The organism is Nocardiopsis sp. TNDT3 (assembly GCF_003427465.1).
GTDB lineage: Bacteria > Actinomycetota > Actinomycetes > Streptosporangiales > Streptosporangiaceae > Nocardiopsis > Nocardiopsis dassonvillei.
In genome coordinates, this window is the sequence record NZ_QPFC01000376.1 from 1 (window position 1) to 14,679 (window position 14,679).

The window sequence follows — 14,679 nt, forward strand, 5'->3', positions numbered from 1 at the left end:
CGGGATTTGAACCCACGACCTCTTCGTCCCGAACTCGAATCAGTGGGGGAGCTTCCTGGGGGAACCGCTTGTGAGCTGCCTAGAGGGCATCGACAGGGTTCGCCTCGGTCCGCATGCGTACGTCTCCCGTGGCCCCCCATATGGCCCCCTCAGGCAGCCCCTGAGCGGGTAGTTCACCGCCACGATGGATCACCTTGGGCCGGTGGAGTTCGCGCGGTGGAAGTGATCTCAGGAGGTCGGTTCTCGGGCCCGCGCGCACGAATTCTCGAGAACCACGCTCCCTGGTACCGGCACGTCGGAGTGGTCTCCCCTGGCCCGTGTCGGAGGGCTTGCCTAGGCTCGGTCTCGTGGACGAGACCTTGATCGAGATCCTTGACCTTCAGAAGCAGTGGAGCGCGAAGAACACCGAGGCCATGAAGAGTCGCGGGGTTCTGGTCCGCAACACACTTCCGAATCAACTCCGGCAGCACACGGCGGTCTTGGCAGCAGCCCTGGGTGTGCCCGAGCTCGAGGTAGGGGTGGAAGGACGTGACGGGACGGGGCTCAAGACGGAGGTTCCCTGGACCCGGGTCTACCTCCCACAGCGTTCCTCCAGTGCGACGAACGGTTGGTACCTGGTCTACCTCTTCAGCGCGCAGGGGGAGCGGGTCTACCTCTCTCTGATCCAGGGCACCAGCCGATGGACGGGGGCCGACTTCGCACCGCGAAGCCCCGAGGAACTCGCCAAACGGGTGGCGTGGGCACGGCCTCTGCTTAAGGAGATGCTCTCCGGACGCGACGACCTCGTCGAGGACATCGACCTCCAGGCCACGAAGTCGAAGGTGGCACGCGGATACGCGGCCGGCAGCGTGATCGCGATCGAGTACGACCGCCACGCCATGCCCCACGAGACCATCCTGGTCGAGGACCTGCTGTTCATGGCCCGCCTGCTCCGCGCGGTCCACCAGGGGGAGGACACCGCCCCTCACGTTCCGGGAGACGCGCCCCCTGAGGTGCTGGACGCCACCGACGCCGCGGCCAAGACGGCCGGCCGGCGCACGAAGGCTGCCAAGGGTCAGGGGTTTCGACTGAGCGCACCCGATCGACGCGCGCTGGAGCTGCACAGCGTCGGTATGGCCACCGCGTACTTCGAGGCCCAGGGGTGGTCGGTCAAGGACGTCGGGGCCACGGAGTCCTACGACCTGCTGTTGAAGCGGGGGGACGAACGCCTGCACGTGGAGGTGAAGGGGACCACCTCCGAGGGCACCCAGGTGATCCTCACGCGTGCCGAGGTCGATAAGCAGCGCGAGCTCGCGCCCGAGAACGCCCTGGTGGTCGTCCACTCGATCCAACTGGATCGGAGCGTGTCACCGCCCACGGCGAGCGGCGGTGTACTGCACTGCACTTCGCCTTGGGAGATCGAAGAGGAGGACCTCACGGTCGTCTCCTACATCTACCGATCCGGGGTTGGGCAGGTCCTCTAAGCAGCCCTCTGCGCCAACACGCTTTCCAATCCCGCGTAGGGCCGTTCGCGGTCGGTCGGCACCGTGCTGACCGGGGGAGGCGGCTCACGAGTGGACCGCTGCGAATGGTCACGAACGGTTGTGAATGAGACTGGAACTGAAACTACGAGACGGCTCTCAGAGCGCCTGTGAGCAGCGATCGCGTGGCCACGATAGATCACGCGCGGGTGCTTGGGTTCGGCCAGCAGGAGCCATCTCAGGAGACTGGTTTCTGGACTTGCACATGCAACCTGTTGACGCCCCCTCTGGGGAGCCCTTCGCCACCCACCGCAGAACCTGCACAACCCACAGAACCCCTGTTCTGGCTGGTCAACCTCCTGGAAGCCAGAACCGCACTACCTCACAGAACCTCTGCAGAACCGCAGAACCTCCGCCCAAGGGGTTCTGCGGAGGTTTCGCGGCGTTCTGCGGTTCCGTGATCCAGGGCATTGACCTGTGCTGACGTCAGTTCTGTGAATTCTGTAGGTTCTGCGGTGCTCCCAGGCATGGGAGTTTAGACCGCCATGCCTTGCCCTACCCTCCGCCGAGTGCCTTGGGGCCCCACTCTGCTGCTAGCTCACCTGACTTGATCATGAAGGCTGATCCGAAAGTAGAGAGCAACCAACCCATGAGGCGACCTCCTGCTTTTTCCCCTTTTTCTGCTACCTCGGCTTCCCCCTGATCTTGTGCCTTTTTTGTCTGAACGACAATCTCGGTTGTGAGTGCTGTAATGTTCATGCGAACTTGAGCTGACCCGAAAATGTCAACCTCGTCAAGATAGCGGCGGGCTTCTGCTATCAGCGTGAACAAATAGAATCTATCGCTTTTGTCTAGGTTCGGGATTTTTGTGATGAATTCATATGAATCATGCAGAGACTCCCTTAGTTCCTGAATTGTGGGTTCATCCAGTTTAATTGAGAGGCCCGAGAAATTTAGGAGCAAGCCCAAGTTCTTCAGTGCTCTGATGCAGTGTGCTGGAGCAGCCTGACGAGGTCTCTGTTCTGATCCGGTCCATGAGGGATCGAGTCCAAAGATGGATCGGTAGAGAGGGACTAGATCTTCTCTGAAGTGGGAGGCGTCTTCTCCCATCTCGATCAACGCGTCAATCGACTGATCGACCTCCCGAAGTAGCGCTACAGCGTCAGCTTGGCGCTGCCAGTAGGAGAGGTGAGACGGGCTGTCACCGTCGGCTCGTACCTTGTGTGCTGCGGATCCCTGGGGGATCTCCCATGACTCCAGAAGCTTGGCCAGGGCAGTTGCTGGATTCGACATGAGTGCATCCTAGTGCATTCGGGTGGCAGTAAGGCGCATTTCGCGCAAACTTGTTTAAACTGTAGTTTCTCTACGTGCTTGTGGGCTTCGCTGCCATCCCCTGTCCGGTGAAGATTCAGATGATCCTGTTCGTCGAAATCTTGGTATTTGTACTATGCTTAGGGCTTGTGTAACATTTTTAATTCCTCAGTTAATCTTGTTTTGGGGCATTTTTATTAGTGATGTCCCATTGTGGGATCGGACCTGTGGATCGCCGTTCGATAAAGCGTCTGCGATGCGAACTCCCCGGGCCTCGGGGCAGCGCTTGATAGCTTCATCGGGCTCTAGCCATGTGCTCACGGTCGATTCGTCGCTGGCGCGCAGTTCGCCGCCTATGGGCTCGCATAGGAAGGCTAGGGAGACCACGGCGAGGTTCATGTTTTTGTAGACCCCGGTCAAGCGTATCGGCTTGGCTTCGATTCCGGTCTCTTCTCTGACTTCCCGTACGACGCATTGCTCCGGCGTTTCGTCCAGCTCCAGGACACCGCCCGGGGGAACCCAACGGCCGTCGTCGGTCCGTTTGATCACGAGAACCTTGCCGTCGTCAGGCCGGATCACCACACCAGTCACGCTGACGCTGTGGCGGGGCGTTGCCTCGGTCATGACCTCACGTCCTGTTCCCATGCGTAGGTGAGCTTCCATTGGAGAGCCGCCAGGATGTTCAGGCAGGTTTCTACGGGGCGGTCGTCCTTGTCGAAGGCGGTTCGGAGAATGGCAAAAACCGGCTGTCCAGACGTGATGTTCAGGAAGTCCGCCTCATCCTCATTGGCGCCGCGGACTTCGATGTCCTCGGTGAACCGCACCGGGCCAAATCCTCGCTTCGCGATACGGGCGTACATGCCGCTGGGCCCGGTGTCCGGCATGGCGATGTCGACGCTGCCGGCCACACTCATCGGGATGTAGGAAGCCGCGATCTGTACCGGCTTGTCCTCCGCGTACATGTGGCGCTTGCGTAGCAGCGCCTGCTCGGATTCATCCAGTCGGAGCACTTGGGCGATGTCGGCGGGCGCCTCGACGGCATCGCACACGACCAGCTCCGTGCGCGAGGTGCGCCCGGCCTTGGTCAGCTCTTCCGCGAAGCTGCTGCCGGTGGGGCGGGTCCTGTAGTCCCTGTCGATGCGCCGAACCCTCTTGACTGTGGGCACTTCCAGGACGACGGAGCCCTTGCCGTGTTCCGTGCGGATCAACCCTTCGGCTCGGAGCATGGCCATGGCCCGGCTGATCGAACTCTGGTTCAGGTCGTACTCGCGCGCTAGCTCCGGCTGGCTGGGGAGCGTCGACCCCGCCGCGTAGTCACCGCGCTTGATGGCATCGCGCAGCAGCTCCGCCACCTGCTTGTACCGGGCCTTCGGTGCTTCGAGGCTGCTCATTGGGCCTCCGTCTTCTGACATAAGTGCGGTCTCCCCACCGTAGCCGTTCGGACTCCTCCACCTCAGGCTGAGCTAACCTCGAAGCAACTTATTGCATATGTCTTGACTCTTATGACATAAGTGCGTACCGTCGAAGACATAGCAGCCCGGAGCCCTACTTCATAGCCGCCAGCAGGGACCGGGCTTCCCTTCCCACCAGGAGGTTCTGTGAGCCCCGACCCGAAGACCCTGTCCACGGCGCGACTCCGCGCCGCGATGGCCGAACACCACCTCCCCTGCGCCACGCAGCCGGAGCTGTTCTTCGAGCCCGACACCTCCGACCTGTTCGGCGAGAAGCCCGCAGCCCGCACGCTGCGGGAGCGCTCCGCCAAGGTCCTGTGCCTCACCTGCCCCGTCCGGGAGCTGTGCCTGGAGCTGGCTCTCCGGGACCTGCCGTCCGCCGGGGTCTGGGGCGGCCTCACCCACGACGAGATCAGCACGTACTCGCGAGAGGTCGCCTGACATGGCTACCCGGACCACGCCCTTCCTGACCGTCCCGGACAGGTCGGAGGTGACCCCGTGACCGAGCAGACGATCGCCGCCGCCCTGGCGGGAGCCGTTGCCGCCACCCTGGTCGGCTTCGCCCTGCTGAAGATCACCGAAGTCGTCCGCAAGGTGCGCCGCACCTTCCGCCGCTGGGGCCGCACCCGCCTGATCCTCGCCCAGACCACCCGACGGAGGAGGCACTGATGGCCGTCCTGATCTCCCTGTTCGCCCTGCTGACGGTCGCCGCCCTCACCTGGCGTCTGACCGGTGGCCTGCTCTGGCCCAACGCCCGCGCCGACCGCGACACCATCCGTCGCCTGTCCAAGCTGGGAGACGACCGATGACCCTCCGGAAGAAGCGCAACGCTCCCGAGCCGACCGACGTGGTGGCCGCCCTGCGCAAGCAGGTGCAGGACGCCAAGGCCCTCCAGTCCGTCCCCGACCAGGACCTGTTGTCCGACCCCCGGCTGAATCCCGCCACCCGGGGCCAGGCCGACACCCTGTCCGCCGAACGGCTGAAGACCCGCCTGGAGCTGGAGCACCGCCGGGTGCTGCGCTCCGAGCGCGAGACCGACCGCCGCGCCGAAGAGGCCATCCGTGCCGCTCAGGCCGTGGACGCCGCCCGAGCGGCCACCGATCCGGCCTACACGGTCCTGGACCTGACCCGCTCACGTCGGCACTTTGCCCACCTGTCCCTCGCGGCCTCGATCGTCCTCTCGATCGGGTCCGCGATGGGGCTGGAGGCGGCCGTCCACACCCACCAGCCTGAGGCCCCGACCGGCATCGGTTACCTCGCAGAGGTCGCTCTGACTGGTATGTCGACGGCCGCGGTCATCTGGGCGGGCAAGCTCGCCTTCGCCGGGGCGCTCCCCAAGGGGCGTGTGCGCACGGCCCTGGTCGCGCTCGTCGTGATCCCGCTGCTGGTGAGCATCATCGGTTCCACGATCGGTTCCGGCCCCGTGGGCGCCGTCGCCTCGCTGGGATCGGCCGCGTTCAGCCTGTTCGCCTACCTGATCACGGTCACCTCCGCCGACGCGATCACCGCGGTGATGGCTCGCATCACCGGTGCCACGGCTCCGCACCACGCGGAGAGCGGGCAGAACAACGAGGCGATCCCCGCACCGCCGCGCCACAACCCCGGTGACGGCCTGGCGGTGGTGGTGGGTGAGGCCATCGCCGAGGAGGCCGCGGACTACCTCCGCGACCACCACCGCTCACACGGCGGCCCGTCCGAGCGCTCGCACAAGGGGGACCGCTCACACGGAGACTCCCCGGAGCGCTCACACGGGCAACAGGACCCCGTCACCGTGCCGCCCGCTCCGGAGTCGGAGCAGGCCACACCGTCTGAGCGCCCGTGTGAGCGCGACCGCTCACACGAGGACGACGAGTCCGCTGAGCGGGTGCTGACCGCTCAGGAGCGCCGTCGTCTGGAAGGGGAGCGCAACCGCCGCCGCGTCGCCGACCACCTGTACCGGAATCCCGACGCTCACACGGCCGAGATCGCCGAAGCGCTCGGGCTGGGTGAGTCCACCGTGCGCCGTATCCGCCGAGAGATCGAGTCCGGAGGCGACGCCTCGTGAGTGCCCGACCGGACTGGCGCACGTGCCTGAGGGCGGCTCTCGCCTTCGCCGATCACCTGCTCGCCCACCTGGACACGCTGGTCTCCGCCTGCCTGGACACCCGCCCTGTCCGCCTCTGGGGAGCCGACCTCGCGGCGTGGCTCGGAAGCACCTGGCGCGCCCACCTCGCGGCGGCGCACACCCGACGCCACGGCCCCGGCAGGGGTGTGATCGCCGTCGTCATCAACCGCCCGAACACCGCTGAGAGGAGCGCCCGTGAGCGCTGAGTCCGTCTACGCCAAGCAGATCATCTCCGACCTGGAAGCGATCGAGTTCGAGACCGGTTCCGACATCCGCCGCTACACCGAGACCGTCCGCAAGCTCTCCCGGGCTCTGGCCATGGAGCTGGAGTACTCCGCCCAGGAGCTGGAGGCCGCTCTCAAGGACCTGCCGCCCGGTGACGGCGAGAGCCACCTCGCGATGCGCCGCAAGGCCCGCAGCGTCGCCCGGCACCTGCGCCGCTCCGCCGAGGCACAGCGCATGGTCGGCATCGAGGCGGTTCGCACGTGGGGCTCGATGATCAAGCACTTCGAGCACCTCATCAAGCCGAAGAAGAAGCGCCGGGTCATCGACCTGGGTTCCTGACCGACGAACCACACCCGGGGGCCGCGCACAGCGGCCCCCGGCCACCACGGAAGGAATGAACGACATGTCCCGTGAGGAACTGGTGGTCCGCCGCGACGGACACGAGGTCGCCGTTCGGCGCGGCTCCGGAGCGATGGCCTACGTCCGACCCTGGCTGACCACCTCCCTGATGGTCCCCGCCGGGTGGGCCGCCCACCTGATGTGGGGCGACGCCGGAGGATGGACACTGGCCGCCGCGACCGGCGTCACCACCGCCGGAGCGACCGTCACCTACTTCGCCCACCGCCTGACCAGCGCCCGCACCTGGTACGCACACCTGATCTCCACCGCCTCGACCGGCACGTGCACTCTCTGGCTGGCCGCCGCCACCGTCGCCGGCACCGGGCGTCCGATGCTCGATCTGCTCGTGCTCGCCGGAGGCACCCTTGCCGCGGCCTCCAACGTGCACACCTGGTCGGCCGGGCAGGGCAACGCCGCCTCTGAAGCCCCGTCCGCTCTGCCCTCCTGGGAGGACATCGCCGCGCGGCTGGGGATCAAGGGCGTGAGCATGCGCGTCACCAAGCAGACCGAGGTACAGACCAAGGGTCGGCTCACCATGGCTCCCGGCAGGACCGTGGACGACCTCCAGGACCGCCGCAAGGAGCTGGCTTCCGCCTACGGCGTCGCTCCCGGCGCGATCACCATCGCCGAAGACCCCGCGCACGCCGGACGCGGCGAGATCACCATCGTCACCAAGGACCTGCTCGGGCAGCTCGTGCCCTGGCCCGGCCTGGACGCGGCCACGGTGGGCGTCTCCATCGCCGACGCGCCCTTGGAGCTGGGTGTCTACACCGATGGGGAGCCCTACCGGGACATGCTCCCCGGCAAGCACACCCTGACCGTGGGCATGTCCGGGGCGGGCAAGTCCGTCCACGGCAAGATCAAGCTCGTGCAGGTCGCCGCGCGCTCCGACACGTTCGTGTGCGCGATCGACTTGGCCAAGGGCAAGCAGACCCTCGGTCCGGTGCAGAACGCCATCGGATGGCCCGCCTACGACAAGCGCGCCTCCCGCGCCCTGCTGGACGCGCTCAAGCGGGCCGTGCGAGCCCGCGCCGACTACCTGGGGGAGCGCGGGCAGGCCCAGTGGACGCGCGGGTGCGGCCTGACCTTCCTGCACGTGCTGATCGAGGAGGCCGCGGAGGTCGCCGACTTCGACGAACTGGTGGAACTGCTGAGGGTCGCCCGCTCGGTGGGGATGCACATCGAGGTCAGCCTCCAGCGCGCCACCTACGGCAACCTCGACACGGACGCGCGCGCCAACCTGGGCGACGGCGTGTGCTTCGGGGTCCGCGACGACGCGGACGCCTCCTATGTGCTGCCCGACTACGTCATCGCGGCCGGAGCCGAACCCGCCCGCTGGCGCAAGGCCAAGCCCGGAGCGGCCTTCGCCGCAATCGAGTTCGCCGACTCCGACCGCCACGTGGTGCCGGTGAAGATGTTCGGCCCGCCCTCGACGGACCCCTCCGAGGAGAACACCGTGCTGACCCCCGCGGCCGACTCCCTGCCCGACCAGGACGCCAAGCTCGACCCCGTCACCAGGAAGGCTTTCGGCCGCGCCTACTCCGACTACAGGGCCGCCAGCGCTGGCAATGGTGAGCCCACCGCGCCCGTGGCGGCAACCGCTCCGGTGGCCACGCGGACGCCGGAGGAGGCCCCGTCTGAGCCGGAGGTGGAGCCGATCGTGCTGAACACTCCCGACGATGACCCCGATGTCACAGGTGACCTCGAAGAGGAGATTCACCCAGTGGAGGGTGAGGACTTCCCCTTGACGCCGCGCCGACGTTCCAAGGAATCCGCCGAGGAGGCCCGCGCCGCGCTCGACTCGATGTTCCAGACCTGGCTCGACCGCGGCCTGACCACCTTCCGCGCGCCGGACGTGGGGGAGGGATTGCGGGAGATCGGTGTCGACCGCAAGCGCGCGTGGGTTTACCGACAGCTCAACCGGCTGGAGGAGGAAGGCCGTATCCGCCACGAGGACGACGGCTCCTGGCGGATCGTCTCCGACGCTCTCGTGGCCGCCTGAGGACCGTCTCCACAGGGTGTCTCCACACCCGTCTCCACCCTGTCTCCACACGCTGGAGACGCTCCCTGAGCTGTAACACCACGCCGGGGCGTCTCCACCGTCCCCAGACGAGAAAAGCGGCTCCGGTGCATAGCCGCCAAGCAACCACCGGAGCCGCGCTCCCAAAGAAGCACTCCCAACGTCACCGCAAGGAGCACTGTCCATGATGCAGCACGCTCGGTCGGAGGTCACCCCGTGACCTACGCCCGCTTCCTCGACCCCGACGGCTCCCGCTACGGCCTGCCGACCTACCCATGGGGCAGTGCCTGGGTGCTCGCCGAAGACCTGGCCACCCGCAAGCAGTTGGCCGCCATGGGCATGCGTCCCGGCACCACCGACCCCGTCGCTCAGCTGATGTGGCGCTCCCGACGTGCCAAGGACGGGGTGCGCACCGCCGCCCTGTACCGGATCAGCGAGGCCAAGCCCAAGGACGAGTTCACCCCCGCCCGTGCCCGCGCTCTGGCCGCCGCGATGCGCGTCCGCCGTACCTGCCCGACCTGCCGCAAGGTGTTCGTCTACGTCATCCCCACCTCACTCGGACAGTGCCCGGCCTGCCACGAAGGCGGAACCCCCGAGGCGTGGGAGCTGGAGGCGGCAGCATGACCCCCACGAACGTCCTGCCCTACGCCCTTGCCGCCGCCAACCGCGGTTGGCACGTCTTCCCGCTGCGCACCCGCACCAAGCGGCCCGTGCGCACCTTCACCGACTGGGAGCGGCACGCCACCACCGACCCGTCCGTGATCCATGCCCACTGGGGAGCCCACCCCGCCCACAACGTCGCTATCGCGTGCGGACCCTCCGACCTGGTGGTGGTCGACCTCGACACCCCCAAGGACGGCGACACCCCGCCGCCGGAGTGGGAACGTCCCGGCATCACCAACGGCGCGGATGTCCTCGCCGCGCTCGCCGAGGAGCACGCGGAAGGCGACACCACGTTCCTGGACACGTTCACCGTGACCACCCGCCGGGGCGGCACCCACCTGTACTACGCGGCTCCGGAGAACGCCTCCTACCGCAACACGTCGGGCCGGTTGGGGTGGCTGATCGACACCCGCGCCACGGGCGGCTACGTGGTCGGCCCCGGATCGTACGTGGCCGACACCGACGGCCGCGGCCCCTACACCGTCACCAACCCCGCGGACGCAGCCCCGCTCCCCGGCTGGCTGGCGACCCTGCTGGAACCCGCACGCCGACGCCCGCTGACCTCCGGCCAGGTGCACAGCATGCTCGCCTCGCACCCCAGCGCCGCCACCTACGTCACCCGGGCGCTGCGCGGAGAGGTCGACCGGGTGCTCGCCGCCAAGAAGGGCAGCCGCAACCACACTCTGAACAAGGCCGCGTTCGCCGTGGGCACGCTGGTAGGTGCGGGAATGCTCCCCAAGCACCTGGCCGAAGACCAGCTCACCAACGCCGCACTCCAGATCGGTCTGGGAGCGGACGAAGCCGAGAACACCGTGCGCAGCGGCCTCCAAGCCGGAATCCGCCGCCCCCGGGGAGCCGCAGCGTGATGCCCGCCGACAGCCAGCAGGGCACCGGGCAAGAAGGGTGGGACGCTCCCACCCCGCTCGGTGCCCGCGGCACCCTTCCCGCCTTCCCCGCCGACTGCTTGCCCGACTGGGTAGCCGCCTTCGTCACGGCGGTCGCGGAGGAGACCCAGACGCCCGTGGACGCCGCCGGGTGCGTCGCCCTGGCCGCGCTGTCCACCGCCGCCGGAGGGCGCGCCATCGTGCAGGTGCGTGGCACCTACACCGAACCGGTCAACCTGTTCACGGTCGTGGCCCTGCCGCCCGCCTCACGCAAGTCTGCGGTGTTCCGCGCGATCACCTCCCCGATCCTCAAGGTCGAAGCGGAGCTGACCGAGCGGATCAAGCCGCAGATCGTCGAAGCGGAGCTGGCGCGCGAGGTGGCCGCCGGGGTCGCGGAGAAGGCCAAGGCCAAAGCCGTCTCCTCCAAGGGAGCCCCGGACGCGCTGGCCGACGCCAGCGACGCCGCTGCCGCGATCGAGGAGATCACGATCCCCGTCGTGCCCCAGCTCGTGGCCGACGACGTCACCCCCGAGCGGGCCGCGTCCATTCTGTGTGACCAGGGCGGCAGGCTCGCCGTGCTCTCCGCTGAGGGCGGGATCTTCCAGATCCTCGCGGGTCGCTACTCCGGAGCGCCGAACTTCGACCTGTTCCTCAAAGGTCACGCCGGGGACATGCTCCGCGTCGACCGGCGCGACCGTACCGAGCACGTGGAGACGGCCGTGCTGACCCTGGGTCTGGCCGTGCAGCCGGACGTGATCCGTGAGATCGCCACCGGCCCCGGGTTCCGCGGCAAGGGCCTGCTCGGCAGGTTCCTGTACGCCCTGCCCGAGTCCAACATCGGCACCCGCAACGTCGACCCCGCCCCGGTTCCCGCCGACGTGGCCGCCACCTACGAGGAACGCCTCATGCGCATGGTGGTGCACCTGTTCGACTGGACCGACCCCATCCGCCTCCAGCTCTCCCCGGAGGCCGACGAGCTCCGGCTCGACTACGCCCGCAAGCTGGAGCCGCGCCTGCACCCGCGCACCGGGGACCTGGGGCACATGTCCGACTGGGCGGGCAAGTCCGTGGGCGCGATCGTGCGCATCGCGGCCCTGCTGCACCTGGCCGACAACCCCGTGGACGGCTACCGGCTCCCCATCGGTGGCGACACCATGGCCGCCGCGATCCGGATCGGGGAGTACTTCACCCGCCACGCAGAAGCCGCCTTCGACCACATGGGCGCCGACCCCGAGACCGAGCGCGCCCGCCTGGTCCTGGACTGGCTCCGGCGCAAGCAGCCCGCCCGGTTCACCGTGCGCGAGGCGTTCTCTGGCCTGCCGCGCGGCACCTTCCCCAAGGTCGCTGACGTCCTGCCCTCCCTGGAACTGCTGGAGGGCTACGGCTGGATAGCGATGGAGCCCCCGCCCCCGCGGAACCCGAAGGGGGGACGCCCGCCCTCACCCGCCTACCAGGTTCACCCGCAGATCAGCGGTCCCGGCGCATAGCCGCCAAGCAACCACCGGGGCCGCACTCCCAGAAAGGAAGCACCGCTCATGACCGTTCAGGAACTCCCCAAGAGGCTGTTCACCCTCACCGAGGCCGCGCACGTGCTGTCGATGGGACGCACCCGCCTGTTCGCCGAGATCCGCGCCGGACGGCTGGCCACGGTCGGCACCGGCAAGAACCGCCGCGTGACCGCCGACGCTATCGACGCCTACATCGACCTACTCACGACAGAGGCCAACGCCGCCTGACATCCCTGTGGCCGCTTCCTGGTGGGAGCGGTCATCCCCTACCAGTACGTCAGACAGGAGCACAGGACAGCATGGGGAACTCGGAGCCCAAGGCGAAGAAGTCCAAGGGACAGGCCGGGCAGGGAACCGTCTACTGGGACGAGGCCAAGGGGTGTTTCCGCGGGGAGATCTCCCTCGGTTACACGCCTTCGGGAAAGCGCCGTCGCCCGAAGGTCTACGGCCGCACGAAGACGGAGGTTCGGGAGAAGCTCCGGGACCTGGTCAAGGAAGCCAAGTCCGGCGTGAAGCCGTCCGCCACCTACACGGTCGCCGACGCCGTAGACGACTTCCTCAAACGCGGTCTCAAGGGGCGCTCCCCAGCCACCGTGGACAAGTGCCGCAACCTGGCGAACAAGCACCTCATCCCGGAGCTGGGCAGGGCCAAGCTCAAGGACCTGACCGCCGACGACGTCGACGACTGGCTGGACTCCAAGGCCGAAGAGCTCGCGACCCGGTCACTCCGGGAGCTGCACGCCGTCCTGCGCAGGGCCATTCACTTCGCCCAACGCCGGGACAAGGTACTGCGCAACGTTGCCGAACTGGTCACCACCCCGGACGGGAAGGAAGGCCGTCCGAGCAAAGCACTCACGCTCTCGCAGGCCCGTGCCGTACTCGCAGCGGCGGAGGGCACTCGGCTGTTCGCCTACGTGGTGTTGTCGCTCATGGTCGGTATCCGTACGGAGGAAGCCCGCGCGCTCCGCTGGGAGCACGTCCACCTGTCCCCACCCGGTGGTGTCCCTCCCCATGTGGAGGTCTGGCGCTCGGTACGCGAGCACGGAGACACCAAGACGAGGAAGAGCCGCCGCACGCTGGCCCTGCCCGTGCCGGTGGTGAACGCTCTCAGGGCTCACCAGGTCGCGCAGGAGGACGATCGGAAGGTCGTGGGGGAGGCGTGGCAGGACAACCGCCTCGTGTTCGCCACGACGGTCGGGACGGAGTTGGACGCGGCCAACGTCCGTCGCGGCTTCCGAGCGATCGTGAAGGCGTCAGGCATCGGAGGGAGTTGGACACCGCGCGAGCTACGCCACAGCTTCGTCTCGCTGATGTCGGAGAAGGGTGTACCTGTCGAGGAGATCGCGCGCCTGGTGGGCCATAGCAGCACTGCCACGACGGAGATGGTCTACCGAAAGGAACTTCGGCCGGTTATCACCAAGGGCGCTGAGGTGATGGATCATCTCTTCGACTAGACACTTGTGAGTGACGTGAGTCACATTTTAAGTAGTCCTGATGAATGATGTTCCAGGAAGGGCGGAAAATATGCGCAGGTCATCGCATGGAATGCATGATAACTGGTTAGAGTCAAACCTGTCGTGACCTGGGCTTTCGGTACTACATAAACCTAGGCTGCTCTCCAGGGGCGCTATTTTTAGACACGGAAGCTTCGCTCCTCTCCTTGCTGGGTGACCGGCGGGTGCTAGCGCCGACGGTCATAGGAGACCGCTGCACAGTGCAGTCGGCGTGGAAGGAGAGGCATGGAGCCGACACGCAGGTACCGCAACTGGGGAAGCCCGGAGTTTTGGCGCTTCCTTGAGGTCCTGTTCCGTTTCTTGGCGGAGATCGTCAAGAACACCTAGGTCGACCTCTCCCTAGCGGAGAGGCCGACCTTGTAGTGAGGAGAGTTCCGGTGTTGCTTCGCGGGCGGCGCCGGGCTCTCCTCTTTTCTTCCGCGAAGGAACTTGATCAGTGCTGATCAAGGCTCACGCTTCGATACATGTATAGCATGTATCGAAGTGCGCCAGTCCAGAGGAGAACTGCCTTGTCGATATAGCTCACTGCGTCTGGGATGACGCCGCGTTCTCTGCCGATCGTGCAGCAGTTGAGTTGAGGCGGCCAAGGGCCTCGGCGCGTTAAGAGCCAGTCCGGCGTCGGCGTGAGACTTGGCGGGGTCGTGCAACTAGGGCCGTTGGTGCGCTGAAGCAGCGTCCCGAGGCTGTGGCCCCCCATTTGGCCCCCAACACGACGAAGGCCGGTCCCGTAGGACCGGCCTTCGTGCTGGTCGGGGTGGGCCCTGCCCCACCTCCGGAACGGGGCACACCCGTAGTGCTCCGCCGCGGTCCGCGGCCGTAGGTTCGGGCGAGCCCGGATCACCGACGACCCGGCCGGAGACGAGGAGACCCGAGTGACCGCGTCCGACCCCTCTGCCCGACACCGTCCGCGCGGACCGCGACGGTGGGCGATCACGGCACTGACCGCCGTCCTCGTCACCGTCGGCGCGGCCGCCCTCGCTCCGCGCCCCTACGAGCTCGGCGCGGAATCCGACGGGGACACGGAGCTGGTCGAGCGCGTGCGCGGGGGGATCGCCGACACCACGGGGTACCACGGCCTGTCGGTCGCGCTGGTGGAGACGGACGGGGACGGGGGGCTCCGCGTGCGCACGGCGGGGCGAT

Annotated in this window: 16 protein-coding genes and 1 pseudogene; 14 read left to right on the forward strand and 3 right to left on the reverse strand. The window is 67.3% G+C overall.

What is annotated here, in order from left to right; genetic code table 11:
• Nucleotides 1–347 precede the first annotated feature (347 nt).
• The gene (locus tag DQW06_RS29475; RefSeq protein WP_255418226.1) at nucleotides 348–1,463 is read left to right on the forward strand and encodes an MrcB family domain-containing protein; all 1,116 of its coding nucleotides are present in this window, start codon (nucleotides 348–350) and stop codon (nucleotides 1,461–1,463) included.
• Nucleotides 1,464–2,015: 552 nt separating this feature from the next.
• Here the strand turns inward: DQW06_RS29475 and DQW06_RS28880 are convergent.
• The 3 genes from DQW06_RS28880 to DQW06_RS09935 form a co-directional block, all read right to left on the reverse strand.
• Entirely contained in the window at nucleotides 2,016–2,753 is a 738-nt protein-coding gene (locus DQW06_RS28880; RefSeq protein WP_157983394.1) for a hypothetical protein, read from the reverse strand.
• Nucleotides 2,754–2,939: 186 nt separating this feature from the next.
• A complete protein-coding gene (locus tag DQW06_RS09930) occupies nucleotides 2,940–3,395 on the reverse strand; it encodes an NUDIX hydrolase (RefSeq protein WP_117198325.1) in 456 nt (151 codons plus the stop codon).
• Nucleotides 3,392–4,162 (reverse strand): GntR family transcriptional regulator, encoded by a 771-nt coding sequence (locus DQW06_RS09935; RefSeq protein ID WP_117198326.1) that lies wholly within the window; start codon nucleotides 4,160–4,162, stop codon nucleotides 3,392–3,394. The genes DQW06_RS09930 and DQW06_RS09935 overlap by 4 nt, the downstream gene beginning before the upstream one ends.
• A gap of 207 nt (nucleotides 4,163–4,369) precedes the next feature.
• Here DQW06_RS09935 and DQW06_RS09940 point away from each other — a divergent pair, with 207 nt between their 5' ends.
• From DQW06_RS09940 to DQW06_RS09990, 13 genes and pseudogenes are all read left to right on the forward strand, one after another.
• On the forward strand, nucleotides 4,370–4,663 hold the full coding sequence (locus DQW06_RS09940; RefSeq protein WP_117198327.1) for a WhiB family transcriptional regulator: 294 nt from the start codon (nucleotides 4,370–4,372) through the stop codon (nucleotides 4,661–4,663).
• Nucleotides 4,664–4,720: 57 nt separating this feature from the next.
• A complete protein-coding gene (locus DQW06_RS29200) occupies nucleotides 4,721–4,891 on the forward strand; it encodes a hypothetical protein (RefSeq protein ID WP_198662415.1) in 171 nt (56 codons plus the stop codon).
• Nucleotides 4,891–5,031 (forward strand): hypothetical protein, encoded by a 141-nt coding sequence (locus DQW06_RS29205; RefSeq protein ID WP_198662416.1) that lies wholly within the window; start codon nucleotides 4,891–4,893, stop codon nucleotides 5,029–5,031. Before DQW06_RS29200 ends, DQW06_RS29205 begins: the two co-directional genes overlap by 1 nt.
• Nucleotides 5,028–6,266: a winged helix-turn-helix domain-containing protein gene (locus DQW06_RS09945; RefSeq protein ID WP_117198328.1), complete on the forward strand. Its 1,239-nt coding sequence runs from the start codon at nucleotides 5,028–5,030 to the stop codon at nucleotides 6,264–6,266. The genes DQW06_RS29205 and DQW06_RS09945 overlap by 4 nt, the downstream gene beginning before the upstream one ends.
• Nucleotides 6,263–6,532 carry a hypothetical protein gene (locus DQW06_RS09950; protein ID WP_117198329.1) on the forward strand — a complete coding sequence of 90 codons (270 nt, stop codon included), beginning with the start codon at nucleotides 6,263–6,265 and terminating at the stop codon, nucleotides 6,530–6,532. The genes DQW06_RS09945 and DQW06_RS09950 overlap by 4 nt, the downstream gene beginning before the upstream one ends.
• The gene (locus DQW06_RS09955) at nucleotides 6,522–6,890 is read left to right on the forward strand and encodes a hypothetical protein (RefSeq protein ID WP_117198330.1); all 369 of its coding nucleotides are present in this window, start codon (nucleotides 6,522–6,524) and stop codon (nucleotides 6,888–6,890) included. Before DQW06_RS09950 ends, DQW06_RS09955 begins: the two co-directional genes overlap by 11 nt.
• Before the next feature lie 64 nt (nucleotides 6,891–6,954).
• On the forward strand, nucleotides 6,955–8,952 hold the full coding sequence (locus DQW06_RS09960; protein ID WP_117198337.1) for a hypothetical protein: 1,998 nt from the start codon (nucleotides 6,955–6,957) through the stop codon (nucleotides 8,950–8,952).
• A 234-nt stretch (nucleotides 8,953–9,186) separates the two neighbouring features.
• Nucleotides 9,187–9,594, forward strand: a complete 408-nt coding sequence (locus DQW06_RS09965; protein ID WP_117198331.1) for an RRQRL motif-containing zinc-binding protein — start codon at nucleotides 9,187–9,189, stop codon at nucleotides 9,592–9,594.
• A complete protein-coding gene (locus tag DQW06_RS09970) occupies nucleotides 9,591–10,499 on the forward strand; it encodes a bifunctional DNA primase/polymerase (protein WP_117198332.1) in 909 nt (302 codons plus the stop codon). Before DQW06_RS09965 ends, DQW06_RS09970 begins: the two co-directional genes overlap by 4 nt.
• Complete coding sequence (locus DQW06_RS09975; RefSeq protein WP_117198333.1) at nucleotides 10,499–12,004, forward strand: YfjI family protein; 1,506 nt, start codon at nucleotides 10,499–10,501, stop codon at nucleotides 12,002–12,004. The genes DQW06_RS09970 and DQW06_RS09975 overlap by 1 nt, the downstream gene beginning before the upstream one ends.
• Before the next feature lie 48 nt (nucleotides 12,005–12,052).
• Nucleotides 12,053–12,253, forward strand: coding sequence for a helix-turn-helix domain-containing protein (locus DQW06_RS09980; RefSeq protein ID WP_117198334.1), 201 nt, complete (start codon nucleotides 12,053–12,055; stop codon nucleotides 12,251–12,253).
• Between the two features lie 71 nt (nucleotides 12,254–12,324).
• A complete protein-coding gene (locus tag DQW06_RS09985) occupies nucleotides 12,325–13,479 on the forward strand; it encodes a tyrosine-type recombinase/integrase (RefSeq protein WP_117198335.1) in 1,155 nt (384 codons plus the stop codon).
• Nucleotides 13,480–14,411: 932 nt separating this feature from the next.
• A pseudogene (locus tag DQW06_RS09990) lies at nucleotides 14,412–14,679 on the forward strand (serine hydrolase); the annotation flags it as partial.